This window comes from Terrabacter sp. BE26 (assembly GCF_041941675.1).
Lineage (GTDB): Bacteria > Actinomycetota > Actinomycetes > Actinomycetales > Dermatophilaceae > Terrabacter.
The window spans coordinates 3395364-3418922 of sequence record NZ_CP090122.1 but is presented as its reverse complement, the minus strand read 5'-3'; the positions used below and the strand labels follow the sequence as shown (position 1 = coordinate 3418922).

Annotated in this window: 22 protein-coding genes; 14 read left to right on the top strand and 8 right to left on the bottom strand. The window is 72.1% G+C overall.

Going from position 1 to position 23559, the window contains the following annotated elements; genetic code table 11:
• Positions 1–60: 60 nt before the first annotated feature.
• A complete protein-coding gene (gene nrdR / locus LQK93_RS15710; RefSeq protein WP_374968708.1) occupies positions 61–567 on the bottom strand; it encodes a transcriptional regulator NrdR in 507 nt (168 codons plus the stop codon).
• A 2-nt stretch (positions 568–569) separates the two neighbouring features.
• Here nrdR and LQK93_RS15705 point away from each other — a divergent pair, with 2 nt between their 5' ends.
• Both LQK93_RS15705 and LQK93_RS15700 read left to right on the top strand, forming a co-directional pair.
• Positions 570–728, top strand: coding sequence for a hypothetical protein (locus tag LQK93_RS15705; protein WP_374968707.1), 159 nt, complete (start codon positions 570–572; stop codon positions 726–728).
• A gap of 306 nt (positions 729–1034) precedes the next feature.
• On the top strand, positions 1035–2303 hold the full coding sequence (locus LQK93_RS15700) for an ATP-binding protein (protein WP_374968706.1): 1269 nt from the start codon (positions 1035–1037) through the stop codon (positions 2301–2303).
• Between the two features lie 265 nt (positions 2304–2568).
• Here the strand turns inward: LQK93_RS15700 and LQK93_RS15695 are convergent, their stop codons facing one another.
• Positions 2569–2997, bottom strand: coding sequence for a LysM peptidoglycan-binding domain-containing protein (locus tag LQK93_RS15695; RefSeq protein ID WP_374968705.1), 429 nt, complete (start codon positions 2995–2997; stop codon positions 2569–2571).
• A 229-nt stretch (positions 2998–3226) separates the two neighbouring features.
• Between LQK93_RS15695 and lexA the strand changes: the two genes are divergently transcribed.
• On the top strand, positions 3227–3952 hold the full coding sequence (lexA, locus tag LQK93_RS15690; protein WP_374968704.1) for a transcriptional repressor LexA: 726 nt from the start codon (positions 3227–3229) through the stop codon (positions 3950–3952).
• Positions 3953–4006: 54 nt separating this feature from the next.
• Positions 4007–4909 (top strand): hypothetical protein, encoded by a 903-nt coding sequence (locus tag LQK93_RS15685; RefSeq protein ID WP_374968703.1) that lies wholly within the window; start codon positions 4007–4009, stop codon positions 4907–4909.
• A gap of 49 nt (positions 4910–4958) precedes the next feature.
• Here LQK93_RS15685 and LQK93_RS15680 read toward each other — a convergent pair whose 3' ends face one another.
• Positions 4959–5903: a Sir2 family NAD-dependent protein deacetylase gene (locus LQK93_RS15680; RefSeq protein WP_374968702.1), complete on the bottom strand. Its 945-nt coding sequence runs from the start codon at positions 5901–5903 to the stop codon at positions 4959–4961.
• An 82-nt stretch (positions 5904–5985) separates the two neighbouring features.
• Between LQK93_RS15680 and LQK93_RS15675 the strand changes: the two genes are divergently transcribed.
• The 6 genes from LQK93_RS15675 to LQK93_RS15650 all read left to right on the top strand — a co-directional run bounded on the left by LQK93_RS15675 (position 5986) and on the right by LQK93_RS15650 (position 12060).
• Complete coding sequence (locus LQK93_RS15675; RefSeq protein ID WP_374968701.1) at positions 5986–6933, top strand: LysR substrate-binding domain-containing protein; 948 nt, start codon at positions 5986–5988, stop codon at positions 6931–6933.
• A gap of 76 nt (positions 6934–7009) precedes the next feature.
• Positions 7010–7591: a peroxidase-related enzyme gene (locus LQK93_RS15670; RefSeq protein ID WP_374968700.1), complete on the top strand. Its 582-nt coding sequence runs from the start codon at positions 7010–7012 to the stop codon at positions 7589–7591.
• Positions 7588–9111: a gamma-glutamyltransferase gene (locus LQK93_RS15665; protein ID WP_374968699.1), complete on the top strand. Its 1524-nt coding sequence runs from the start codon at positions 7588–7590 to the stop codon at positions 9109–9111. Before LQK93_RS15670 ends, LQK93_RS15665 begins: the two co-directional genes overlap by 4 nt.
• Positions 9112–9193: 82 nt before the next feature.
• A complete protein-coding gene (locus LQK93_RS15660) occupies positions 9194–10522 on the top strand; it encodes a class I SAM-dependent methyltransferase (protein ID WP_374968698.1) in 1329 nt (442 codons plus the stop codon).
• Positions 10519–11463, top strand: a complete 945-nt coding sequence (locus tag LQK93_RS15655; RefSeq protein ID WP_374968697.1) for a DUF1295 domain-containing protein — start codon at positions 10519–10521, stop codon at positions 11461–11463. Before LQK93_RS15660 ends, LQK93_RS15655 begins: the two co-directional genes overlap by 4 nt.
• Before the next feature lie 45 nt (positions 11464–11508).
• Positions 11509–12060, top strand: a complete 552-nt coding sequence (locus tag LQK93_RS15650; protein ID WP_374968696.1) for a cupin domain-containing protein — start codon at positions 11509–11511, stop codon at positions 12058–12060.
• 34 nt (positions 12061–12094) lie between these two features.
• Here LQK93_RS15650 and LQK93_RS15645 read toward each other — a convergent pair whose 3' ends face one another.
• Both LQK93_RS15645 and LQK93_RS15640 read right to left on the bottom strand, forming a co-directional pair.
• Entirely contained in the window at positions 12095–14647 is a 2553-nt protein-coding gene (locus LQK93_RS15645; protein ID WP_374968695.1) for a ComEC/Rec2 family competence protein, read from the bottom strand.
• The gene (locus LQK93_RS15640; protein WP_374968694.1) at positions 14644–15486 is read right to left on the bottom strand and encodes a helix-hairpin-helix domain-containing protein; all 843 of its coding nucleotides are present in this window, start codon (positions 15484–15486) and stop codon (positions 14644–14646) included. The genes LQK93_RS15645 and LQK93_RS15640 overlap by 4 nt, the downstream gene beginning before the upstream one ends.
• Before the next feature lie 469 nt (positions 15487–15955).
• Here LQK93_RS15640 and purU point away from each other — a divergent pair, with 469 nt between their 5' ends.
• Together purU and LQK93_RS15630 are read left to right on the top strand one after the other, a co-directional pair.
• Complete coding sequence (gene purU, locus LQK93_RS15635; RefSeq protein WP_374968693.1) at positions 15956–16798, top strand: formyltetrahydrofolate deformylase; 843 nt, start codon at positions 15956–15958, stop codon at positions 16796–16798.
• A gap of 37 nt (positions 16799–16835) precedes the next feature.
• Complete coding sequence (locus LQK93_RS15630; protein WP_374968692.1) at positions 16836–17387, top strand: tetratricopeptide repeat protein; 552 nt, start codon at positions 16836–16838, stop codon at positions 17385–17387.
• Between the two features lie 14 nt (positions 17388–17401).
• Here LQK93_RS15630 and plsY read toward each other — a convergent pair whose 3' ends face one another.
• The 3 genes from plsY to leuS form a co-directional block, all read right to left on the bottom strand.
• Positions 17402–18010 (bottom strand): glycerol-3-phosphate 1-O-acyltransferase PlsY, encoded by a 609-nt coding sequence (gene plsY / locus LQK93_RS15625; protein WP_374968691.1) that lies wholly within the window; start codon positions 18008–18010, stop codon positions 17402–17404.
• Positions 18007–18897, bottom strand: a complete 891-nt coding sequence (locus LQK93_RS15620; protein ID WP_374968690.1) for a DegV family protein — start codon at positions 18895–18897, stop codon at positions 18007–18009. The genes plsY and LQK93_RS15620 overlap by 4 nt, the downstream gene beginning before the upstream one ends.
• Before the next feature lie 99 nt (positions 18898–18996).
• Positions 18997–21936, bottom strand: a complete 2940-nt coding sequence (gene leuS / locus LQK93_RS15615; RefSeq protein ID WP_374968689.1) for a leucine--tRNA ligase — start codon at positions 21934–21936, stop codon at positions 18997–18999.
• A 260-nt stretch (positions 21937–22196) separates the two neighbouring features.
• Here leuS and LQK93_RS15610 point away from each other — a divergent pair, with 260 nt between their 5' ends.
• Both LQK93_RS15610 and LQK93_RS15605 read left to right on the top strand, forming a co-directional pair.
• On the top strand, positions 22197–22565 hold the full coding sequence (locus tag LQK93_RS15610; protein WP_374968688.1) for a thioesterase family protein: 369 nt from the start codon (positions 22197–22199) through the stop codon (positions 22563–22565).
• Positions 22566–22644: 79 nt separating this feature from the next.
• Entirely contained in the window at positions 22645–23553 is a 909-nt protein-coding gene (locus LQK93_RS15605; RefSeq protein WP_374968687.1) for a hypothetical protein, read from the top strand.
• Positions 23554–23559: the final 6 nt, after the last annotated feature.

Sequence of the window (23559 nt, the reverse complement as noted above, 5' to 3'; positions counted from 1 at the left end):
CGCCGGATGCCTGCTGCTGCCTGCTGGTGGCCCCAGGTGGAGCCGGTGTGGTGGAGGGTGTTACCGCTGGGCGTCGAGCTCCCCGCGCTGCGGGGAAGCCTCCGGCTCCTCCCCCAGCGCGGCGCGCTCGGCTCGAAGGAGCGCGATGGCTCCTTCGAAGTCCTCAAGGCTCTCCCACGCCTGGTAGACGCTGGCGAACCTGAGGTAGGCGACCTCGTCGAGCTCGCGGAGCGGCTCGAGGACGGCCATGCCGACCTCGTGCGCCTCGATCTCGGCGTTGCCCTGAGACCGGATCGCCTCCTCGACCTGCTGGGCGAGAAGGGCCAGGTCGTCCTCACTGACGGGCCGTCCCTGGCATGCCTTGCGCACACCGGAGAGCACCTTGGCCCGGCTGAACGGCTCGGAGGCTCCCGACCGCTTGATCACGTTGAGGCTCGAGGTCTCGAGCGTGGTGAAGCGGCGGTTGCACTGGGGGCACTGGCGACGGCGGCGGATACAGGCGCCGTCGTCAGTGGTGCGCGAGTCGATGACTCGCGAGTCGGTGTGCCGACAAAATGGACAGTGCACCTGTGGCCACCTTCCCTTCCCAGTCCGTCCAACGCGTCCACGCCGTCCCGTATGCCGTCCCGTATGCCGTCCCGCGGGATGCCGAGGCCGCGCCGGTGTTCGTGGGACCGGGGCGGGCTGGGGATGTCCTGGGGATGACGCTGGGGACGGCCTGTGGGTAACCCGTCAAAGTTGGGGACTACATGTGGATGTCTTACATCTGTGTAACTACTAGATGTAGGGGTAACTCTGACACGGTGTGACCCCGATCGCAAGCAGTTCCGAAGGCATGGGCGTGGCGCGCCGCTGACCTGCACAAACAGCCATGTGGGCCGACGCGGAGCGGCGTGTCGGAGCCCGCCGACCCCAAGATCTAGGGGTCGTGTGAAGCGTGGGCCCGCCCATGTGTGCCCCTCGGTGAGCGACGCACCCCGCGTCGGTGCGGGCCGGTCCTTGCGTCGAGCATTCCGATGTCGGAGGCTTCGTCCGTGACAATCCGGACATCAGAGGCACCCCCGTCGACCGCGACCCGGCGGCGCGAGGCGGCTCTGCACGAGTACGACGTGCTCGGAAACGCCCCGCAGCGCGAGCTGCAGGCACTGGTCGACATCGCCGCACAGGTCTGCGACGTGCCTCGTGCAGCGATCAACCTGATCACGGCCACACACCAGCAGCAGATCGCGACGACGGGCTTCGACCCCTCGATCTGCGCGCGCGAGGACTCGATGTGCGCGGCGGTGCTCGAGCACGCCGACCGGGTCGTCGTGCCCGACGCCAGCCTCGACGCGCGATTCCGGCACAACCCCTTCGTCACGGGCGTCCTCGGCGACGTCCGCTTCTACGCGTCGGCGCCGCTCACCACTCCTGATGGCGTCATCATCGGCCGCCTGTGCGTCTTCGACGCCACCCCGCGGCATCTCGACGCAGCTCAGGAGCAGTCACTGTCGGCTGTCGCCGAACGCGTGGTGGACGTCCTGGAGCTGCGCCTGCGCACCCGTCGGTTGCAGGACTCGCTGGAGGCGCTGACACAGGCGCAGGAGGAGCTGCGCCGATCCAACGAGGCGCTCTCGGTCTTCGCCGGGCAGGTGAGCCACGACCTGCGCACGCCACTGACCGCGATCATGGCCAGCACGGAGCTGCTCGGTCAGGAGGACTCGGTGCGGGCCGACGAGTGGGCCCAGCGCCTTGTCACGACGGCTCATCGCGCCGCCGGCCGGATGGCGGGGATGATCGAGGAGATCCTCGCCTACGCGCTCGTGGGCGCCGAGCTGCGGCGCAGCCGGACCGACGTGGACGAGGTGCTGGCCTCGGCGCTCGAGGACCTGGAACCGGCCCTGCGCGCGAGCGGTGCGACGGTGACCTCCGACCGGCTGCCCGTCCTGATCGTGGATCGGCAGCAGCTCTACTCGGTGCTGCTCAACCTGGTGTCCAACGCCGTGAAGTACGCGCGCCCCCAGATCGCACCGCGCGTGGCGGTCTCCGCCGAGCAACGCCCGGGCAGCTGGCGTATCACCGTGCAGGACAACGGCATCGGTATCGCGGAGGCGGACCGGAAAAAGGTCTTCGAGCTCTTCAACCGAATCGAGACCTCGGTCCAGGGCAGCGGCATCGGACTGGCCACCGTCAAGCGCATCATCGAGGCTCACGGCGGCGCCATCGGCATCGGGACCGTCGAAGGCCCGGGCTGCAGCGTGTGGTTCGAGCTTCCTGCCGATGTCACCGCCGCCGGCACCGACGGAGGCGGCGGACGGGACTGAGCCGGCCCGTAGGGTCGCCGCTCAGGATCGACCAGTCGACGAGATGCAGTCGACCAGGTGCCGCCGAAGAGGTGCCCCGAAGAGACGGCGGCAACCCGAAACGCCGCACCCCTGGGTGGGATACGGCGTTCGGGGGCGGGTGCGGCGGGGTCGAAGCGCCGCTACCGCCAGCCGCTGGAGGTGGAGCCAACGCGGCCGATCAGTGAGCCGCATGCATGGCGCGCGGTGGCGCGACAGCGGCTCATGGGACCAATGAGATGTCGGGTCAGTGGGCGGGGATGACCAGCTGCTGCCCGGCGTGAACCTGGGAGGTGCTGAGACTGTTGGCGACCTGGAGCTGCACGACGCCGTCGGCGACCGGCAGCTCGGGCAGCTCGCGGGCCGCGATGCCGGAGAGGGTCTGGCCGGACTGCACCGTGACCGTCCGGGGGTCGCCAGTCGCCGACGCCAGCTGGCCTGCCAGGCCCACGCCGAGCAGCGCGACGACACTCGCGACCAGGAGCGTGCGCACGAGACGGCCGAACCTGGTCAGCCGCATCGGGGACCGAGGCGAGGACTGCTGCGCTGCACGGCCCCGGCGCGCCGCGTCAGGCGCGGTGCGCACGAGGACGAGGTGCGGCCGCGCTGTCGACGACTGCCTGCCCGTCCGCTCCGCGCGCGGCTCGCGAACGGCCTCGAGGACGATTGCGCTCATGGTGACCTCCCCTTGCTCCAGAACTGGCGAACATGTGTTCGATAGAACGTCTGTACGAGTTGTAGCACGTCTGTTCGACGAAGTCGAGACACGCCTCGAACAGGTGTTTGGCAACTGTGTTCGAACCTCGTAGTCTTTCCTCACACCACAGACCTCACCAGCCACCACTGACACTGGCCTCTCCACGCCGGCGTCACGCGCGGCCTGACGAGCCGACGAAGGGGACACCATGGGCGTGACCGAGCTTCCCGACCGCGAGACCGGCGACGGCCTCACCGTCCGTCAGCGGCGCGTGCTCGAGGTCATCCGCAACTCCGTCGACCGTCGCGGCTACCCGCCGAGCATGCGTGAGATCGGCGACGCCGTCGGCCTGGCGAGCCCTTCCAGCGTCTCGCACCAGCTCAACGCGCTCGTCGCCAAGGGCTACCTGCGGCGCGACCCCAACCGTCCCCGCGCCCTCGAGGTCGTCTCCCCGGACGCCAAGGCCGAGGAGCTCGGCTACCGCGGCGGCTCCGTCGAGCCGATCCGCCCACGCGGGGACCAGTACGACACCGAGACCGACTCGGGCGACGCACGACCGGAGGCCTCCTACGTGCCGGTGCTCGGCCAGATCGCCGCAGGGGTGCCGATCACCGCTGAGCAGGTCGTCGAAGACGTCTTCCCGCTGCCCCGACAGCTGGTCGGCGAAGGGGAGCTGTTCCTGCTCAAGGTCACCGGCGACTCCATGGTCGAGGCCGCCATCTGCGACGGTGACTGGGTCGTGGTGCGCCAGCAGAAGCACGCCGACAACGGTGATGTCGTGGCCGCCATGCTCGACAACGAGGCGACCGTCAAGACGTTCAAGCGCAAGGACGGCCACGTGTGGCTGATGCCGCACAACCCGGACTTCTCCCCCATCGACGGCGACCACGCCACGATCCTCGGCAAGGTCACCGCGGTCCTGCGCCGCATCTGAGCGAACCCCCGAGCACACCCGAGCACCCCGACTCGACGAAGGCGGACAGTGCCGATGGCGCAGCAGCGGACCCCCGACGTCGTGCTGACCTACCGCTACCTGCGGGGGGCGATGATCGCGCTGCTGCTCATGCTGCTGCTGTCGGTCGGCTACCAGTGGTGGTGGGAGACCGGGCACTCCTGCTGGCTCGGTTCGATCAGCGCCTACTACTACACGCCTGCGCGTGGCGTCTTCGTCGGCGCCCTCTGTGCTCTCGGTGCCAACCTCATCGCCTACAAGGGGCACTCCCCAGAGGAGGACGTGCTCCTCGACTTCTCCGGCCTGATGGCCTTCGTCGTCGCCCTGGTCCCCACCGCGCCCGACGACCGGTGCGGGCCCAACGCATACGCCCAGACGGCCCCGGAGATCGCGGCAGCGGTGCGCAACAACGTGTGGTCGCTGCTCGTGGTGGCCGTCGTCGGCGCGGCAGTCGTCGCCTGGCTCGGGAGGGTCAGGGGGGCGGGCGCGCCTACGCGGCCACGCAGCGCGCGCTCGGTCGTGGTCAGCATCGTCTGCGGCACGGTCGTGCTGGCCGAGCTCGTCCTCTTCCTCGTCCTGCGCGACCGGTTCATCGCCCTCAGCCACGGCATCGCAGCCGCCACCATGGTGGCCGGCGTCATCGCCGTCATGGTGCTGAGCGCGCTGGGCGCCGAAGCGAGACACGTCGGCCGTGACGGCAGCCGCGGCAGCGTCTACAAGAAGGTCTACATCGCACTGGCAGTCGCGCTCGCCGTGGCACTCCTCGCGGCCGTGGTCACCGCCGCCGGCCGCACCGGGTTCGGCCACCTCGTGCTGGTCGCCGAGGTCATCGTGATACTCCTCTTCGGCACGTACTGGGGGGTGCAGACCAAGGAGCTGTGGGACCTGCGGGACACCTCAGGCCCGGAGGCCCGGGCCGTCGGTCCGATCGCCCGGTGATGCGACCCGGTGCTGCGACCCGGTGACGCGACCCGGGGACGCGACTGGTTCAGTGACCCAGGGCGCTCCGCAGCTTCCGCAGGGTGACCCCGAGCGGCGCATGCAGACGCAGGGTGGCCTCGCCGTCACCGCGAGTGGCCGAGCGCGTCACGATCGCCACGGGCACCTGACGCTGGTGCGCCCGACGAACGAACCGGTAGCCGCTCATGACCGACAGCGAGGAGCCGAGCACCAGGACCGCCCCTGCCCCCTCCACGAGTGAGAAGCACCGCTCGACCAGGGCCTTGGGCACCGACTCGCCGAAGAAGACCACGTCGGGCTTGACCGTGTCGCGGCCGCACACGAGGCACCGCGGCGCATGGAAGGTCTGGACGAGGGCGTCGGCAAGGACGATGTCACCGTCGGGTCGCACCTGCTCGCCCCACTGGGAGCCCACCGTCGCGGCGGCCTGGGCGAAGCGGTCCGTGAACCCCGGGTTCGCCTCGGCCATGCGCTCGTGCAGGCCGATCCGAGACGTGTACTCGCCGCAGGTCAGGCACACCGCCCGGTCGAGCGAGCCGTGGAGCTCGACCACGTCGACCGCTCCGGACGCCTGGTGCAGCCCGTCGACGTTCTGCGTGATGATCGGCCCGACGTAGCCGGCCCGCTGGAGGTCCGTCACCACGCGGTGGCCGTCGTTGGGCTCGGCCGCGTTGAAGCGCTGCCAGCCGATGTAGCTGCGAGCCCAGTACCGTCGCCGGGCCTCGCCGGAGCGTGCGAACTCGCCGTACGTCATCGGCTCGACCCTGCGCGTCCCGTCGGGTCCGCGGTAGTCGGGGATGCCGGACTCCGTGGACAGGCCGGCGCCCGAGAGCACGACGACACCGCCGCCGCTGACGAGGTCGACGAGGTCGTCGAAGGTGCCGAGGTCGTGGGTCTCGAGCGGCAGGGTGCGCGTCGTGGAGAGCCGGGTCGTCGCGAAGGACTGCGGGGGTATGCCGTTCGGCTGCTGCACGCGGCAAGCCTACGTCGCACGGTGGCCCGCGCCTGAGCCGCGAGATCCCCACGAGACCATAACGGTCGGTTATGCTTCATCCATGATCGACGCTGCCGGCCTGAGGGTCATGAAGGCCATTGCCGACGAGGGGAGCTTCACCAGCGCCGCCAACGCGCTGGGCTTCACCCAGCCGGCCATCTCGCAGATGGTTCGCCGCCTCGAGCAGCGCACCGGCACGGTGCTCGTCGAGCGCTACGGCCGGCAGGTGCGCCTCACCGAGGCCGGGCAGGTGCTCGCCCGGCACGCCGTCGGCGTTCTGGCGGCCCTCGACGCCGCCGAGGAGGAGATCACGGCGATCGCCGGACTCCGCGCCGGCCGGGTGCGACTGCAGGCGTTCCCGAGCTCGTCGGCGACCCTCGTGCCGCGGACCCTGGCGATCCTCAAGGCGCGCTACCCCGACATCACCGTCACCTTCACCGAGGCCGAGCCGCCCGAGTCGCTGGCGGCGCTGCGGGGCGGCGACTGCGACGTCGCCGTCGCCTTCGCCTACGAGGGCGGCGGGCTCGGCGAGCTGGAGGAGGACCTGTCACTGCTCGTGACCCGGCGCCTCATGGACGACGAGGTGCGCCTCGTCGTCCCCGGCAGCCACCCCCACGCCGGTGACGCGGCGGCCACCCTCAGCGACTTCGCCGACGAGGAGTGGATCGCCGGGTGTCCCCGGTGTCGCGGCCACCTGCTCTCCCTCGCCGACGGCGCCGGGTTCCGACCCAACGTCGCCTTCGAGACCGAGGACTACGTCGCCCAGCTCGGCCTCGTCACCGCCGGTCTCGGAGTGGCCCTGGTGCCTGACCTCATCCTCAACGCGGCCAAGCACGAGGAGGTCGCGACCCTGCCCCTCTCCCCCGCCTCGCGGCGCCAGATCCTGGCCGTCACGACGCCGGACCTGCAGCGCGTTCCTGCGGTGGCCGCGGCGCTCGACGCTCTGTGCGAGGCGGCCGGCGCCGACCCGCGCATCTCGCCGGCCCGCCTCGCCGGCGCGACCGCCTGACGCGTCGGGGCGCAGCCTCGCCGCACACAGCCGGCACGGAGGAGCGGACGGCCACCACCCGGCATACGGTGTGCTCATGGGTGACCGTGAACGCATCTCCTACCTGCCCGTGCCCGGACGCGACGACGTTCCCGAAGGCGTGAGCCGGCTCTGGGACAAGTCGGAGGAGGCCCTCGGCTTCGTGCCCAACGTCTTTCGGGCCCAAGCCCTCAACGGTGAGCAGTTTCAGGCGTGGTGGGGCTACTTCAACCTCCTGGTCAACAAGGAGGGGCACCTCAGCAACGCCGACCGCGAGCTGCTCGCGGTCGTGGTGAGCAGCGTCAACCGGTGCACGTACTGCGAGGTCAGCCACGGCTCGGCACTGCGCGAGTACACCGGCGACGCCGTGACCGCAGACCTCGTGGCCTCCAACTGGCGCCAGGCGGGACTGCCCGAGCGTGAGTACGCGATGGCCTCCTATGCCGAGAAGCTCACCCGGCATCCGGCCGAGGTCACCGAGTCGGACCTCGAGCCCCTGCGCGCGGCGGGTCTCGACGACCACCAGCTGCTCGAGCTCGTGCAGGTGGTCGGCATGTTCAACCTCACCAACCGGGTCTCGTCCGCGCTGGGCTTCGTGCCGAACCCGGAGTACCACTCGACCGGTCGCACGACCTCATGACTCGGGTCGCCCTGGCCACGCCGAGCTCGACGGCCCTGGACGCCGGCCTCGAGGCCGCAGCAGAGGGCGGCAACGCCGTCGATGCAGCGATCGCGGCGGCCCTCGCCGCCATGAGCACGGAACCCGGGATCGTGAGCCTCATGGCCGGCGCCTTCGTCAACGTCTGGCCTGCCGGGTCCGAGCCCGTCGTCATCGACGGGAACGTGGAGATGCCGGGCCGCGGTCTCGACGGGTCGGCCTTCGGCAAGGGCGTTCGCGAGGTGACCACCGCCTACGGGGGCGGCATCACCATCGGCGCCGGCCATGGCTCGGTGGCGAACCCCGGTGCCCTGCAGGCGCTCTCGCTCGCTCGGGACCGCTTCGGGCGCCTGCCCTGGAGCCGGCTCGTCGAACCTTCGGCGCTTGCCTGCCGCGAGGGCTATCGCATCGGCGCGTCCGCCGCGCTCTACCTCGCACTCGTCCGCGACGTCCTCTTCGGAGCCGACCCCGAGGCATACGCGCTCGTGACGGGCGCGCACGGCGGGCCGCTCGAGCCGGGAGAGACGTCGCTCAACCCGGACCTCGCGGACATCCTCGATCTGCTTGCCACACAGGGCGTCTCGCTCTTCACCACTGGAGCAGTGGGGCGCGTGCTCGTCGACGACATGGCGGCGAACGGCGGTCTCGTGACCCAGGCCGACCTGAAGGCCTACGAGCCGGTCGTGCGCACACCCACCGTGCGCACGCTGGGCTCGTGGCAGGTCGCGCTCAACCCACCACCGTCCGTCGGTGGTCCCATGCTCGCGGCGATGCTCGGGCAGCTGGCCAGGTACGAGCACTGGGCCTGGCCCGAGGTCATCGACATCCAACGCCGCGTCCTCGCCTACCGACTGTCGGTCCACGACCGCTCGCGCGACCTCGATGCGGACGGGCACTCCCTGCTCGAGGCGGTCGAGCGGCACGGGCTCGCAGGGCTGCCCACCTCGGCATCGACGGCACATGTGTCAGCGGTGGACGAGCACGGGAGCGCCTGTGCCATCACGATGTCCGCGGGCTACGGCGCCGGCATGGTGATTCCCGGCACCGGCATCCTGCTCAACAACGCCCTCGGGGAGCCCGAGCTCAACCGGTTGGGGTTGCACTCCGTCCCACCCGGCACACGGCTCGCGTCCAACATGGCACCGACGACAGGCCGTCGCACCACCGGTGCCGCCCTCGCCGTGGGGTCGCCCGGCGCAGACCGGATCACGACCGCGCTCATGCAGGTGCTCGGTCGGGGCCTGCTGCTGGGGGACGACCTGCAGCACTCCATCGATGCACCGCGCCTGCACGTGCGGTTCATGGACGACGGGTCGCCGTGCGTCGAGCACGAGCCGTCCGACGCGATCGCTGCAGCGGTCCAGGCGAGCGGCCTTGCGTCCCATGAGTTCCCGGGTCCACACATGTACTTCGGCGGCGTGGGTGCGGCCGTGCTCGGCCCCGACGGGCTGGTGGCGGCCGGTGACGGTCGGCGTGAGGCTGCCGTCGGCGTGTCTGCCTGAGCAGGCACGAAGCGGACTGCACCCATCCGGAACGGGCACGGCACCGAACTCTTCGAGTCGACCCCAACGAGAGGCCACCGCGATGACCCTGACCGACGACCGTCCCGACCTGCCAGCCGCGACCACGCAGTCGCCCTCGCGCCCCACCGGGATCGCGCCCAGGCTCGCGGCGGTCGTGGAGCCCCTCTTCGGCGGCCGGCTGCCGGTCCGCCTCAAGGCGTGGGACGGGACCGTCGCCGGACCGGCCGACGCGCCCACCGTGGTGCTGCGCGACCCGGCCGCCCTGCGGCGGCTGCTGCGCCACCCCGGCGAGCTCGGGCTCGCCCAGGCGTACGTCACGGGCGAGCTCGACGTCGAGGGAGACCTGCTCGACGGGTTCCGCCGAGTGTGGTCCAGCGCGCGCCACCTCTCCGGTGGACGTCCCTCGGCCGGGACTCTCGCCGCGGCCGCGAAGAACGGCATCCGCACGGCGTTCGACCTCGGCGTCGTCGGCCTCCCGCCGGAGCCGCCCGTGTCGCAGGCGCGACTGCGCGGCCGCCTGCACACGAAGAGCCGCGACCGCAGCGCCATCGAGCACCACTACAACCTCTCCAACGACTTCTACGCCCTCATCCTCGACCAGCACATGGCCTACTCGTGCGGCTACTGGACGAGCGCGGCTGCCGACTACACGGTCGAGGACGCGCAGCGCGACAAGCTCGACCTCGTCTGCCGCAAGCTCGGCATCGAGCCCGGTGGCCGACACCTCGACATCGGCTGCGGGTGGGGCTCCCTGTCCCTGCACGCCGCCGAGGAGTTCGGCGCCCGGGTCGTCGGGGTCACCATCTCGAGCGAGCAGAAGACCTTCGTCGACGAGCGGGTCCGCGAGCGCGGGCTGCAGGACCTGGTCGAGATCCGGCTGCAGGACTACCGGGAGGTGCCCGACGGCCCCTTCGACACGATCTCCTCCATCGAGATGGGCGAGCACGTGGGGCAGCGGCACTACCCCGCGTTCACCGGACAGATCCACCGCCTGCTCCGACCGGGAGGCAGGGCCCTGATCCAGCAGATGTCCCGCACGACACGACCGGGCGGCGGCCCCTTCATCGAGGCGTTCATCGCGCCCGACATGCACATGCGCCCGGTCGGTGAGACCGTCGCCCTCATCGAGGGGGCGGGCCTGGAGGTCCGCGACGTGCACGCCATGCGCGAGCACTACGTCCGGACGGTCAACGCCTGGTACGACACCTTCGAGGCGAACTGGGACCGGGTCATCGCCATGGTGGGCGAAGAGGTCGCACGCGTGTGGCGCCTCTACCTCGTCGGTGGGGCCCTCGCCTTCGAGGAGGGCCGCATGGGCGTGGACCAGATCCTCGCCGTGAAGCCGACGGCCGACGGCCGCAGCGGTATGCCGCCCGTGCGGGCCTGGTGACCACCGTGTCGTCCGCGTGGGCGACGCTGCCACCTGCCGGTTCCCCCCTCGCCATCCCCATCTCCGGCACGGTTGCAGGTCCCGCCGCGCAGCTCGTGGGCTGGGACGGTGGCGCCTTCGGCCGCACCCTGCTGCTCACGGCCCTGACCGTCGTGGTGGTCCTCGTGGTGACGTTTGCGGTCGCGCTCCGCGTGGGCAAGCAGGCCGTCATCGACGTCACGTGGGGTCTGGGCTTCGTGGCGGTGGCGGCGACGGCGTTCGTGAGCAGCGCGGGCCACGGCGACGGGCTGCACCGGTGGCCGGCGCTCGCGCTGACGGCCCTGTGGGGCCTGCGCCTGGCCACGCACATCTGGAGCAGGTCACGCGGCAAGGGCGAGGACCCGCGCTACGCGGCGATGCTGGCGCGCGCCGAGGGCAACCCGAACGCGTACGCCCTCGTGCACATCTACCTCCCGCAGGGCCTCGTCATGTGGTTCGTCTCCCTCCCGGTGCAGATGGCGATGTTCGTCGAGGGCGGTGTGCGATGGGTGGTCTGGCTCGGGGTCCTCGTCTGGGCGGTGGGCCTGTTCTTCGAGGCGGTCGGCGACCTGCAGCTGACGCGCTTCCGGGGTGACGCGTCCAACCGGGGCAGGGTGCTCGACACCGGCCTGTGGAGGTACACCCGCCACCCGAACTACTTCGGGGACGCGTGCGTCTGGACGGGAGTCTTCCTCGTGGCGGCGAGCGCCTGGCCGGGTGTGCTGACGATCCTGTCGCCCGCCGTGATGGTCTGGAACCTGTACGCCGGCACCGGCAAGAAGCTGCTGGAGAAGGACATCGGCGACCGTCGTCCCGCCTACGCCGACTACGTGCGACGCACGAGTGGGTTCTTCCCGTGGCCACCGAAGCCCGCGGCCCCGGCGCAGGAGCCGACCGGGAAGCCGACCGCAGGACAGGACTGAGCATGCCTCGAGCCGGCTTCGAGCGGCTCGGCGATGATGGTCGTCATGCGCCCACCTCTTGCCGACCTGCTCGACCTGCAGCCACACCCCGAGGGCGGGTGGTACCGGCAGACGTGGGTGTCGCCCGAGACGGTGACGCTGCCCGACGGTCGCCGGCGCGCGACCGCGACGCTCATCCACTTCCTGCTGCCTGCCGGTGACTCGTCCGCCTGGCACCGCGTCGCCTTCGACGAGGTCTGGCTCGCTCATACCGGCTCGGTCGTCCTGGAGCTCGGTGGTGACGACGCGGAGCCGCGGGTGGCCGGCGCGGACCAGAGGGTCACCGTCGGCGTCGACCTGGCGTCGGGTGAGGTGGGCCAGGCGGTGGTGCCGGCACACGTGTGGCAGCGCACGGTGCCGACCCGCTCGGACGCTCTGGTCAGCTGCCTCGTCTCCCCGGGCTTCGACTTCTCCGACTTCGAGCTCGCGGACAGCAGCAGCCGTACCGAAGCCGACGGCGACGGCGACGGCGACGCGGACGCCGGCCCCGTGAAGCGTGCCCCGGCAGGTCCCGAGGAGGCGCCCGTGGATCCGTCCCAACCGACCAACCCGGCCTGAAGGCCCACCTCGACGAGGATCCGTCGCCGGCCCCTCACCGGGAGACGGCCCGAATGTCCCCGCCGTCGGCCACGACGGCCACGTCGCCCTCGAGGTCGGTGCGGTGCACCTGGAAGCCCCTGTCCTGCAAGGCTTTCATCGTCGCCGCCGCGGGGTGTCCGTAGTCGTTGCCCTTCCCGACGCTGATGAGGGCGAGCCGACCGTCGACCCGGTCGAGGAGCCGGTCGTCCCGGTTGCTCGACCCATGGTGGGCCACCTTGAGGACGTCGATCCTCCCCCAACGCTGCGGGTCCAGCTGCGTCTCGTGGAGCAGCTGTCCGGCCGCCTCCCGCTCGATGTCACCTGCGAGCAGGACGGTGACGCCGCGCACGTGCATCGTCAGCACGACGGAGGCGTTGTTGGGTACCGATCCGGCGTCGATGCGCCGCGCGGGCCACCACACGTCCGCGCTGATGCTGCCCACGGTGAGCTCCTCACCGGCACGGAGCTCGCCGAGAGGTATGCGTCGGGCGGCCGCGAGGCGCGACACCCGGGCCGCCTCGGCCGGTGGGTCGAGCACGGGCGAGGCCCGGATCTCGGCGACCGGCCTCTCGAGAACGGCAGCCAGTCCACCGACATGGTCGGCGTGGAAGTGGGTGAGCACCACCAGGTCGACGACTGCCACCCCGATGCGGTCGAGACAGGCCCTCATCGGCTCCGGCTCGGGTCCGGTGTCGATGACGACGACGTGCCCGCCGCCGTTGTCAGCCACGAGGCCGTCGCCCTGACCAACGTCACAGGCGATGAGCGCCCAGCCGGGCGGAGGCCACGCGACCGTCGAGGTCGGCGCGCCCAGACCGGAGGCAAGGACCACGATGGCGACGGCCACGGTCGGACGATGCCTCGTCCGGTGCCAGGCCCACGGCGCTGTGAGGATGCCCGCCACGGTGAGCACCGCGAGCAGGACCGCCGCTGCGGCCGAGTCTCCCCAGTGGATGCTCCCGAAGGGAAGGCCGGCGCACCATCGGGCCACCGCGGCGATCGCCTGGGCCGGGAGCGCCGCCGCCCAGGCGAGCCAACCGGCTCCGGTGACCCAGACAACCGCGACGACGGAGACGGCGACGCCGACCACGGTCGTGGGGGCCACGAAGGGTGCGGCCAGCAGGTTCGCGAGGACGGCCACGAGCGAGACGCTGCCCTGGAGCGGCACGACGAGCGGGGCGCAGACCGCCTGAGCGGCAACGGGGATGGCGAGAACCGGCCCCAACGGCTTCAGCCGCCCGGGCAGCCGGCGAGCGACCGCCAGGCCCCACGGCCGGGCGAGGACCAGCAGGCCGAGCGTGGCGACGGTCGAGAGCGCGAACCCGTAGGAGCGGGAGAGCCAGGGGTCCCACACCAGCAGCACGACGACCGCGCCGGCGAGCGCCGGAATGCCGGCCCGTCGGCGGGACGTCGACAGCGCGAGCAGGCCGACGAGACCCATGACGGCGGCCCGTACGACGCTCGGCTCCGGACGAGCAAGGACCACGAACGCGACCAGCGCCACCGCGGCAACCGGCGGACGCCATCGCCGGGAGAGCCCCACGAGGCTGCAAAGCCACATGACGGCGGCGAGGACGAACGTCACGTTGCTCCCGGACACCGCGCTGAGGTGGCTGAGCCCCGTCTGCAGCATCGCGGCCTCGAGGTCCGGAGGAGTTCGCGACGTGTCGCCGACCACCAGGGCGGGCACGAGTCCGCGTGCATCCGGCCAGAGCTGCTCGGTGGCGGCGCGGAACCGCGCCCGGACGGCATCGGCGGCCGCGAAGACCCCGCCCGGGCGACCGACGACCCGCAGACCGCCCTTCGGGGTCGCCACGGCGACGACGTCGTCGCCGGGTTCCGCGGGCCCCAGGCGGACCACGGCTTCCACCTCCTCCTGCCAGTGCAGCGCCGACCACTGCGGTCCCCGTCCGATCACGAGCACCGGGCTCGCCACCGCGGAGGCCCGGCCGCGCGCGACCAGCTCCGTGACGTCGAGCCGAACCACCGTCACCTGCGATCCCGCGGGCGCGTCCGCCGCGCCTGCACGGCCTGGTTCGTGCACGGGCCGCGGCGCGGCAGCGACGACGGCTCGGACCGTGGCCACGGCCCGCTCCGAGGCGAGGTCGCCCAGCGGGCCGGCGGACCTGACCGTGCGGTGACCGGCGGCCGCGCCCAGCAGCAGGGCAACGACGGCGCAGACTGCTGCGACGGACCGCAGTCCGGGCGAGGCCCCAGCAGGAACCCTGCGGCTCCGGCGCCGACCCCCGCCGCGGCGGACGCCCGGGTCTCGAGGCTGCGCGGCGCGGCGGTGCCCGGGCCGGGCCCCGGCACTCGCCGTCCCGGCGAGGGTGCCGACCGCGAGCGCCAGCACCGCGCCGCTCGCGACGAGCCAGACCGGCGCGACCAGGCCGACGAAGGCCACGATCGGCCAGGCGATCACGACGGGAAGAAGCAGCCGCAGGTCGAGCCGCTGAGAGGCGCGCGGCCGGACCCGGCGGATCGTCTCCCGGCCGGTGAGGACGACGAGGGACGGCCCGCGCGGAGCCTGCTCACGCTCCGGCGGCGGGCCCGGTGTGCACGTCACAGCGTCACCTTCGGCCTCAGTTGCACCATCAGCTTGTCGCCGATGCCGCTCACCTCGCCGAGCTCGTCGACGGACGTGAACCGACCGTGCTCGGTGCGCCAGTCGACGATCCGCTGGGCCAGCACCGGGCCGACACCCGGGAGGGCGTCGAGGGCGGCCGCATCGGCGGCATTGAGGCTGACCGGGGCGCCTGCAGCTGCGGCCCCGCCCGAGGCGCCGGAAGCGGCGCCCCCTGACGTCCCGGAACCGGGTGCCGCCACGAGCGTCTCCCCCGGCTTCGGGACCCGGATCTGCTCACCGTCCTGCACGAGACGCGCCAGGTTGAGGACGGAGACGTCGGCGCCGCGTCGGGTGCCTCCCGCCGCCGTGATGGCGTCGGCGACGCGGGCGCCCTGACGCAGCTGCACGAGGCCCGGGCGGTTCACCTGCCCGACGACGTGGACCACGACGACCGATCCACCCGGCTGCGCCGCGCCGGCCGTCCCGGCGAAGTCACCGGCGCCGGCCCGCCCGTCCCGCGAGGGGGCTCCGGTCGTCGGGTCACCTGCCCCAGCGGGCGGCGTTCGCGTCGGCCCCGATCCGCGGACCGTGGCGGCTCCCGCCGTCCCGCCGACGACCTGGACGGAGGCTGCTCCCGCTGCGGGATGCTCGGAGGCGGAGGCGGATCGTTCGGCCCACAGGACCCGCAGGACGAAGGCGCAGCCCACCGCCACCACGAGGGCGAGCATCGACACGATGGCGGCGCTGCTGAAGCCCCGTCGTCCTGCGAGCAGCTCGTCCGGGACCGTGAGCACCCCGGGGCGACGGGCCCGGCGAAGGTCGGCATCGAGCTGCGACACCTCGTCCTCGGTGGCCTGCTCGGTCAGCCGACGGAGTACAGACCCCAGCTGGCCGGCCGGCGAACCTGCACCGGCGGTCCCGTTCGACGAGCAGGTCGAGGAACGGGCACCGTCCGGTGCAGACGGGACCCAGCCGCCAGGCGGCTCCGACTCCTGGTCGACCCCCGGCAGGACTGCCGGTCCCGAAGGGTCGGCCGAGCCCGGCTCCACCTCGCCGAACCGCGCACGCGGTCTCCCGGCAGGGGCAGGGCCGGCGCCGAGGACCCGAGCCACCCGCTCGAGGTCCGGCGGTCGCTGGGCGGGTCGGAACGGCATACCCCGACGGTAGGAAGCCGGCCGCCCCGTCCCGCCGCCTCGGCCCCAGCTGGGGACAACCCGTCCGGACGCGCAGGGGATGTGGACGGCCAGACTGCGAGACTGCTCGCGCGTCGATTCACCCCCACGCCGTCTGCTGGTCCAGACTGCCCCAATGGCCCGGCACATCATGACCCTCACCTGCGACGACCGGCCCGGCATCGTCGCCGCCGTGTCGGCGGCGCTGCTCGCCGCTTCGGCCAACATCGTCGAGAACCAGCAGTACTCCGACGAGGACACCGACCTGTTCTTCATGCGCACCGTCTTCGACGCCGAGCCGCACGAGGTCGAGCAGGTGCTCGAGGCCGTCCGGTGCAGCCCCGCGATCTCGCACCACCACCTCGCGGCGCGGCCCGAGGACGAGCACTGCCGCACGATCATCCTCGTCAGCAAGTTCGACCACTGCCTGCTCGACCTGCTCCACCGCTGGAAGTCCGGCGACCTGCCCATCGACATCGTCGGCGTCGTCAGCAACCACGAGGACTGCCGCGGGCTCGTCGAGTACTACGGCCTGCCGTTCACCGTCATCCCCGTCACACCCGGGACCAAGGCCGACGCCGAGGCAGAGCTGCTGCGGATGGTCGACACGACCGACGCCGGCCTGGTCGTCCTGGCCCGCTACATGCAGATCCTCAGCGACCACCTCTGCAGGGCGCTCGAGGGTCGGGCCATCAACATCCACCACTCGTTCCTGCCGGGCTTCAAGGGCGCCAAGCCCTACCACCAGGCGCACGACCGCGGGGTCAAGCTGATCGGCGCCTCCGCGCACTACGTGACGGCCGACCTCGACGAGGGCCCGATCATCGAGCAGGACGTCGTGCGTGTCACCCACGCGGAGTCCCCGGAGCGGCTCGTGGCGATCGGTCGCGACGTCGAGCGGCGGGTGCTCTCCCGGGCGGTGCGCGACCACGCCGAGTCCCGGGTCTTCCTCTCCGGCCACCGCACCATCGTCTTCTGACGCCGGCCGTATGCCGGGTGGCGGGTAGCGTGCGGACATGAACGACACCCACTTCGTTCTCGGCGTCCGGCACTTCGGCCGGTTCACAAGGAGCCGTGACGAGAACGACGCGGCGATCGCCGAGGCCCGGGACGCCCTCGTGTCGGCGGTCGACGCCGACCCGGGCCAGCCCGACGCGCCCGACGTCCTCGACGCGACCGTCGACCTCGCCGAGGCCCTGACCGTGGCGCACCGCGAGCCCGAGGCCGTGGCCCTCGCCGCCCCGGCCGTCGCGCTGGCCCGCGAGGCGGGGCGTGCCGAGACCCTCGGCTGGGCCCTGCTGGTCCTCGCGACGGCCGAGCACTACGCCGACCTCCCCGCCGACGCCGAGCCGCACTTCGTCGAGGCCCTGACCGTGGCCCGGACGTCCGGGGACGAGGTGCTCGAGCACCACACGCTCCACCACCTTGGGCGGTTCCTCGTCGACACCGAGCGGGCCGACGACGCCATCCTCGCGTTCGAGGCTGCGCTCGAGATCCGCGAACGGCTCGGCGAGCCGCGCGCGGCCGGCACCCGTGCCGCGGTCGAGGCGCTCACCGGGGACCGCTGAGCCGGGCCCTCGCGTCAGGAGCCGGCGAGGTGCCGCTGGCGCCACCAGCCGATGACGTTGTTCTTGTGGCGGGCGAGGACGAGCAGCCCGATCGCCGTGAGCCACAGGCCGGTCCACACGTCACCGGGCGCGTGGCCGGTCCAGATGAGCACCGCGACGACGAGCATCGCCAGCGAGCCGAAGATCGACCCGGCCGCGACCCAGCGGGTGAGGGCGACGGCCACGGCGAAGACCACGACGACGACCAGTGCGACCCACGGGTGCACTCCGAGGATCGCCCCGAGCGTCGTCGCGACGCCCTTGCCGCCGCGCCCCTTGAGGAAGGGCGACCAGATGTGCCCGAGCACGGCCGCGATGCCGACGGCGTAGGCCGCGTGGGCCCCGAAGAGGTGGCCCGCGACGAAGGTGGGGACGAGCCCCTTCAGGACGTCGAGGACCCCGACGACGATGCCCCACTTGCGCCCGAGCACCCGACCGGCGTTCGTGGCGCCCGGGTTGCCGGAGCCGGACGCGGCGAGGTCCTTGCCGAGCAGGCGCGCGATGATCGTCGCCGGGTTGACCGATCCGACGAGGAAGGCGGCCACCACCAGGGCGGTCCACCCGAACACGGTCCCCGCGGTCACGACCCGGCGACCTCCCCGTGCGGGGCGTCGAGCGGCTCGCCCGGACGCGGGGACACGGCGATCGCGACGGTCCCCGGCCCGACGTGGGCCCCGACGACGGCGCCGAGCTCGACGACGAGGACGGTCGGGCTGCCGGGCACCATGGTGCGCAGCTGCGAGGCGATCTCGTCGGCGCGGGCCGCCGCGTCCAGGTGGTGCACGGCGAGGTCGACGGCGTGGCCGCCCTGGGCGACGTGGTCGACCACCATGGCCTCGATGCGGGCCACCGCGCGCGACGACGTGCGCACCTTCTCCACCGGCACGATCCGTCCGCCCCGCACGGCGAGGATCGGCTTGATCGACAGCGCCGAGCCGAGCAGCGCCGACGCCGCGCCGATGCGGCCACCTCGCCGGAGGTGCTCGAGGGTGTCGACGTAGAAGAGCACGCCGGACGGGCCGAGCCGCTCGCGCACGACCTCTAGCACCGCCGGGACGTCCGCGCCCGCCGCCGCCTCCTCCGCGGCGGCGACGACGGCGAACCCCATGGCCATGCCGATGGTCTCGCTGTCGACGACCTCGACCGGCACCGGCGCGTCGGCCGCCGCGAGCCGCGCGGCCTCGACGGTCCCGGACATCTGCGACGAGAGGTGGATCGACACGATCGCGGTCGCACCCTCGTCGGCGAGGCGCTGGTAGGTCTCGGCGAAGACCGTCGGCGTCGGGCGCGAGGTCGTCACGATCGTGTAGTCGCGCAACGCGGCAGCGACCTGCGCAGCGGTGATGTCGTGCCCCTCGACGTGGTCCCCACCGCCGACGACGACGTGGAGCGGGACGACCTCGATCGCGTGTGTGCGCAGCAGCTCGCCCGGCAGGTATGCCGTCGAGTCCGTCACGATCCGCACCGTCACGTCCCGCTCCTTCCGTCCCCGGGCACCCTGTCGTGCCTCAACCTACCGGCGCGGACCCGGCTCGCCCTGGAGCCGGACCCGCGCCGGTGACGGCGGACCTCAGAGCGGGACGACGTTGACGAGCTTGGGGGCGCGCACGATGACGGTGCGCACCCCGCCCTCGGTGGCGGCCTTGACCTTGTCGCGCCCGAGCGCCAGCTCGCGCAGCTCGTCCTCGGAGATGTCGGGGCTGACCTCGACCCGGTCGCGGACCTTGCCCTTGATCTGGATGACGCAGGTGACCTGCTCCAGCACGATCTTGGTGGGGTCGCTGACGGGGAAGGCGGCATACGCCACCCCACCGTCGTGGCCGAGCCGCTGCCACATCTCCTCGGCGATGTGCGGGGCGACGGGCGCGAGCATCAGCACCATGGCCTCGACGACCTCGCGCGGCGGCGCATCGAGCTTGGTCACGGCGTTGTTGAGCTCGATGAGCTTGGCGATCGCGGTGTTGAAGCGCAGGCCCTCGAAGTCCTCGCGCACGCCGGCGATGGTCTGGTGCAGCTGCGTCGTCAGCGCCTGGTCGAGCGGCACGTCGACGACCCGCACCTCGCCGGTCGCCTCGTCGATCACGTTGCGCCACAGACGCTGCAGGAAGCGCTGGCTGCCGACGACCGCGCGGATCTCCCACGGCTTGGACAGCTCGAGCGGCCCCATCGACATCTCGTAGACGCGGAAGGTGTCGGCACCGTAGGCGTCGTACATCTCGTCCGGGCTGACGGAGTTCTTCAGCGACTTGCCGATCTTGCCGTACTCGCGGCCCACCTCCTGGCCCTGCCACGTGAACGTCGGCTCGCCGCCCTGGCTGCCCGGGTGCTCCTCGACCTCGGCAGCGGGGACGTACTGCCCGCGGCTGTCGGTGTAGGCGTAGGCCTGGATGTAGCCCTGCGAGAAGTACTTCCGGAACGGCTCCTCGCTGCGCAGGTGGCCGAGGTCGAAGAGGACCTTGTGCCAGAAGCGGGCGTAGAGCAGGTGCAGCACGGCGTGCTCGACGCCGCCGACGTAGAGGTCGACGCCGCCCGGGTCGCGGGTGCCCGGCGGGGCGCCCTCGACCGGGGTGTCGTGCCGCGCCAGCCAGTAGGCCTCGTTTGCGGGGTCGACGAACGCCTCGTGGTTCGCCGGGTCGAGGTAGCGCAGGTAGTACCAGCACGAGCCGGCCCAGTTGGGCATCGTGTTCGTCTCGCGGCGGAACCTGCGCAGGCCGCGGCCGTCGCCGAGGTCCTTCTCGACCTCGACCCACTCGGGGACGCGCGAGAGCGGCGGCTCGGGGCTGCTCTGGGCGTCGTCCGGGTCGAACGTCTTCGGGCTGTAGTCCGGCACGTCGGGAAGGGTCAGTGGCAGCTCGTCGTCCGGGACGGCATACGCGACCCCGTCCTCGTCGAACATGATCGGGAACGGCTCGCCCCAGTAGCGCTGGCGGCTGAAGAGCCAGTCGCGGATGCGGTAGCTGATCGTGCCCTCGCCGATGGCCGCCGCCTCGAGGAAGTCGATGATCTTGGCCTTGGCGTCGGCGACGTGAAGCCCGTCGAGCGAGACCCGCTCGTTGGAGCTGTTGACCGCGACGCCGTCGCCGAGGAACGGCTCGTCGTCGGGGTGCCCCTCGGCCGGCTGCACGGTGCGGACGATCGGGATGTCGAACTTCTCCGCGAACTCCCAGTCGCGGGTGTCCTGCCCGGGCACGGCCATGATCGCGCCGGTGCCGTAGCCCATCAGGACGTAGTCGGCGACGAAGACCGGGATGCGCTCTCCCGACACGGGGTTCGTGGCCCACGATCCGGTGAAGACGCCGGTCTTGTCCTTGCCCTCCGTCTGCCGCTCGACGTCACCCTTGCGCGAGGCCGCTAGCTGGTATGCCGCCACGGCCTCCTTCGGGGAGCCGGCCGCGTCGGCGTCCGCCCCCTTCCAGGCGTCCTTGGTGCCCTCGGGCCAGCCGTCCGAGGGGACCAGCTCGTCGACGAGCGGGTGCTCCGGGGCGATGACCATGAAGGTCGCGCCGAAGATCGTGTCGGGTCGCGTGGTGAAGACGTCGATGCCGTCCTCCGCGCCCGTGCCCGTGACGACCGGGAAGGTGATCCGGGCACCCTTGGACCGGCCGATCCAGTTGCGCTGCATGACCTTGACCTTCTCGGGCCAGTCGACCCGGTCGAGGTCGTCAGCCAGGCGGTCGGCGTACGCGGTGATGCGCATCTTCCACTGGCTCAGGTTGCGCCGGAAGACGGGGAAGTTGCCGCGCTCGGAGCGGCCCTCGTTGGTGACCTCCTCGTTGGAGAGCACGGTGCCCAGGCCGGGGCACCAGTTGACCGGCGCCTCGTCGGTGTAGGCGAGGCGGTGCCCCTCGAGCACCCGGGCTCGCTGGGTCGCCGACAGGTCGGCCCAGCCGCGCCCCTCGGCGTCGACGAGCGCGCGGCGGCCGGACTCGAACTCCTCGACGAGCTCGCGAATCGGGCGCGCCCTGCCACGGCCGCCGTCCTCGCGGACCGCCTCGGGGTCGTACCAGGAGTCCCAGATCTGCAGGAAGATCCACTGCGTCCAGCGGTAGTAGTCGTCGTCGATCGTCGCGAACGTGCGGCGGTTGTCGAAGCCGAGCCCCAGCCGGCGCAGCTGGCGCTTCATGTTCGTCATGTTCTCCTCGGTGGTCTTCCGAGGGTGCTGCCCGGTCTGGACCGCGTACTGCTCTGCCGGCAGGCCGAAGGCGTCGTAGCCGAGGGCGTGCAGGACGTTCTTGCCGAGCATCCGGTGGAAGCGGCTGTAGACGTCGGTGGCGATGTAGCCGAGCGGGTGGCCGACGTGCAGGCCGACGCCGGAGGGGTAGGGGAACATGTCGAGGACGACGAGCTTCTCGCCGCGGGCGGCGACCTTCTCGGGCTCGGCCCACGGCCCGGCGGGGTTGGGGGCGTCGAACGTGCCCTCCTCCTCCCACCGGTCCTGCCAGGCGGTCTCGATCTGCTGCGCCATCGCGGCGGTGTAGCGGAACGGGGTCTCGTTCGTCTGCTCGCTCATCGTCTTCTCTTTCGTCGCTGCTCGTCTGGGCAAAAGAAAACCCCTCACACAGGAGGGGAAGCCGCGTTGATGTCGGGAGTCCCGACCTTCGTCAACGCGGCTGCGGAAGGAGCAGCAGTCCAGCCATGCGGCCAAGGTTAGCGCAGCGCGTCACGAGGCTCGTGGACGCGCCCGTTGCGGCCATCCGAGTGAGCCGGCTCACCCCCGCGGTGAGACGAGTCGGCGCCTGCGCCGATGTCTGCCAGACTCGGCAGATGCCCATGCGCAAGTTTCAGCACACGGTCTCCGCCGACGACACCTCCGCCCACGTCGGCAGCGGCGACCTCGACGTCCTCGCCACTCCCCGTCTGATCACGTGGTGCGAGAACGCTGCGTTCCAGGTCTGCAAGCAGAACATCGACGACGACCACACCACCGTCGGCACGATGGTGAGGGTCGAGCACGTGAAGGGCAGCGCGGTCGGCTCGACCGTTACCGTGCTGTGCGCCGAGCCGATCAACGACGGACGCCGCCTCGTCTGCCACGTCACCGTCCAGGACGCGGACGGCGAGGAGATCGCCAAGGGCGAGATCCACCGCGCCGTGGTCGACCCCGACCGCTTCATGAGCAAGTGCCAGCGGGCCGTCTGACCCTGCTCGGCGACGAGGTCTCGGCAGCCCCGGGTGTCGCGGCCGTGACCGGCACCGTCCCCGTGGCCGGCTGAGCCGCATGGGCCCCGGACTGCTCGGTGCGCTCCTCGCCGCGCTCGCCTACGGTGCGGCGACCGTGCTCCAGGCGATCGGCGTCCGCCGGGCCACCACCCTGCCGGCCGGTGCCCCCTTCCTGCGTCGCGCCCGCGCCGCGTGGCCGTATGCCGTGGGGCTGGCCCTCGACGGGCTCGGCTTCCTCGCCTCCGTGGCCGCACTGCGCACGCTGCCGCTCTTCCTCGTCGAGTCCGCGGTCGCCTCGTCGGTCGCGGTGACCGCCGTCCTGTCGGTGCTGGTGCTCCACGTCCGGCTCGGCGCCGTCGAGGTCGTCGCGCTGGTCGCCGTGGCGGCCGGACTGGCGGGGCTTGCCCTCGCCGCGGCGTCGGGACCCGCGGCGCAGCCCCCTGCCGACGCTGCCTGGTGGCTCCTCGCCGCTGCTCTCCTCGTCGCCGCCCTCGTGGCGCTGGGCCTGCGCACCCCCGACCGGCGTCTCGCCGCGGTCCTGCTCAGCGTCGCCGCAGGACTTGGCTTCGGTGGTGTCGGGGTCGCAGCACGGCTGCTGGAGATCCCGTCGCCGCTCTGGCAGCTGCTCACCAACGGCACGGCGTGGGCCCTGCTCGCGCACGCTGCCCTGGCGACCGTCGCCTACGCCCTCGCCCTCAGCCGGGGCCGGGTCACGACGGTCGCCGCGCTGACGTTCGCGACCGAGACGGTCGTGCCGGCTCTGGTGGGCCTGATGGCACTCGGTGACCGCGTCGTGGCTGGGCGTGAACCGCTGGCTGCCGTGGCGTTCGTCGTCACGCTCGGTGGCTGCATCGCACTGGCCGGGCGTGCGGAACCGGCCGAGCCGGCGCAGCCGGCCGCCTCATCCCGAACCCCCGGGAGCGCCGGCCCGACGGCAGCGCCGCACGACGTGTCCGACCGGCCGTAGCGTCGC

What these genes read in the sequence shown, in the direction of transcription:
- LQK93_RS15695 (WP_374968705.1), bottom strand. Translation starts at nt 2,997, where the DNA reads ATGAGCGCAATCGTCCTCGAGGCCGTTCGCGAGCCGCGCGCGGAGCGG.
- lexA (WP_374968704.1), top strand. Translation starts at nt 3,227, where the DNA reads ATGGGCGTGACCGAGCTTCCCGACCGCGAGACCGGCGACGGCCTCACC.
- LQK93_RS15685 (WP_374968703.1), top strand. Translation starts at nt 4,007, where the DNA reads ATGGCGCAGCAGCGGACCCCCGACGTCGTGCTGACCTACCGCTACCTG.
- LQK93_RS15675 (WP_374968701.1), top strand. Translation starts at nt 5,986, where the DNA reads ATGATCGACGCTGCCGGCCTGAGGGTCATGAAGGCCATTGCCGACGAG.
- LQK93_RS15670 (WP_374968700.1), top strand. Translation starts at nt 7,010, where the DNA reads ATGGGTGACCGTGAACGCATCTCCTACCTGCCCGTGCCCGGACGCGAC.
- LQK93_RS15665 (WP_374968699.1), top strand. Translation starts at nt 7,588, where the DNA reads ATGACTCGGGTCGCCCTGGCCACGCCGAGCTCGACGGCCCTGGACGCC.
- LQK93_RS15660 (WP_374968698.1), top strand. Translation starts at nt 9,194, where the DNA reads ATGACCCTGACCGACGACCGTCCCGACCTGCCAGCCGCGACCACGCAG.
- LQK93_RS15650 (WP_374968696.1), top strand. Translation starts at nt 11,509, where the DNA reads ATGCGCCCACCTCTTGCCGACCTGCTCGACCTGCAGCCACACCCCGAG.
- purU (WP_374968693.1), top strand. Translation starts at nt 15,956, where the DNA reads ATGGCCCGGCACATCATGACCCTCACCTGCGACGACCGGCCCGGCATC.
- LQK93_RS15630 (WP_374968692.1), top strand. Translation starts at nt 16,836, where the DNA reads ATGAACGACACCCACTTCGTTCTCGGCGTCCGGCACTTCGGCCGGTTC.
- leuS (WP_374968689.1), bottom strand. Translation starts at nt 21,936, where the DNA reads ATGAGCGAGCAGACGAACGAGACCCCGTTCCGCTACACCGCCGCGATG.
- LQK93_RS15610 (WP_374968688.1), top strand. Translation starts at nt 22,197, where the DNA reads ATGCGCAAGTTTCAGCACACGGTCTCCGCCGACGACACCTCCGCCCAC.
- LQK93_RS15605 (WP_374968687.1), top strand. Translation starts at nt 22,645, where the DNA reads ATGGGCCCCGGACTGCTCGGTGCGCTCCTCGCCGCGCTCGCCTACGGT.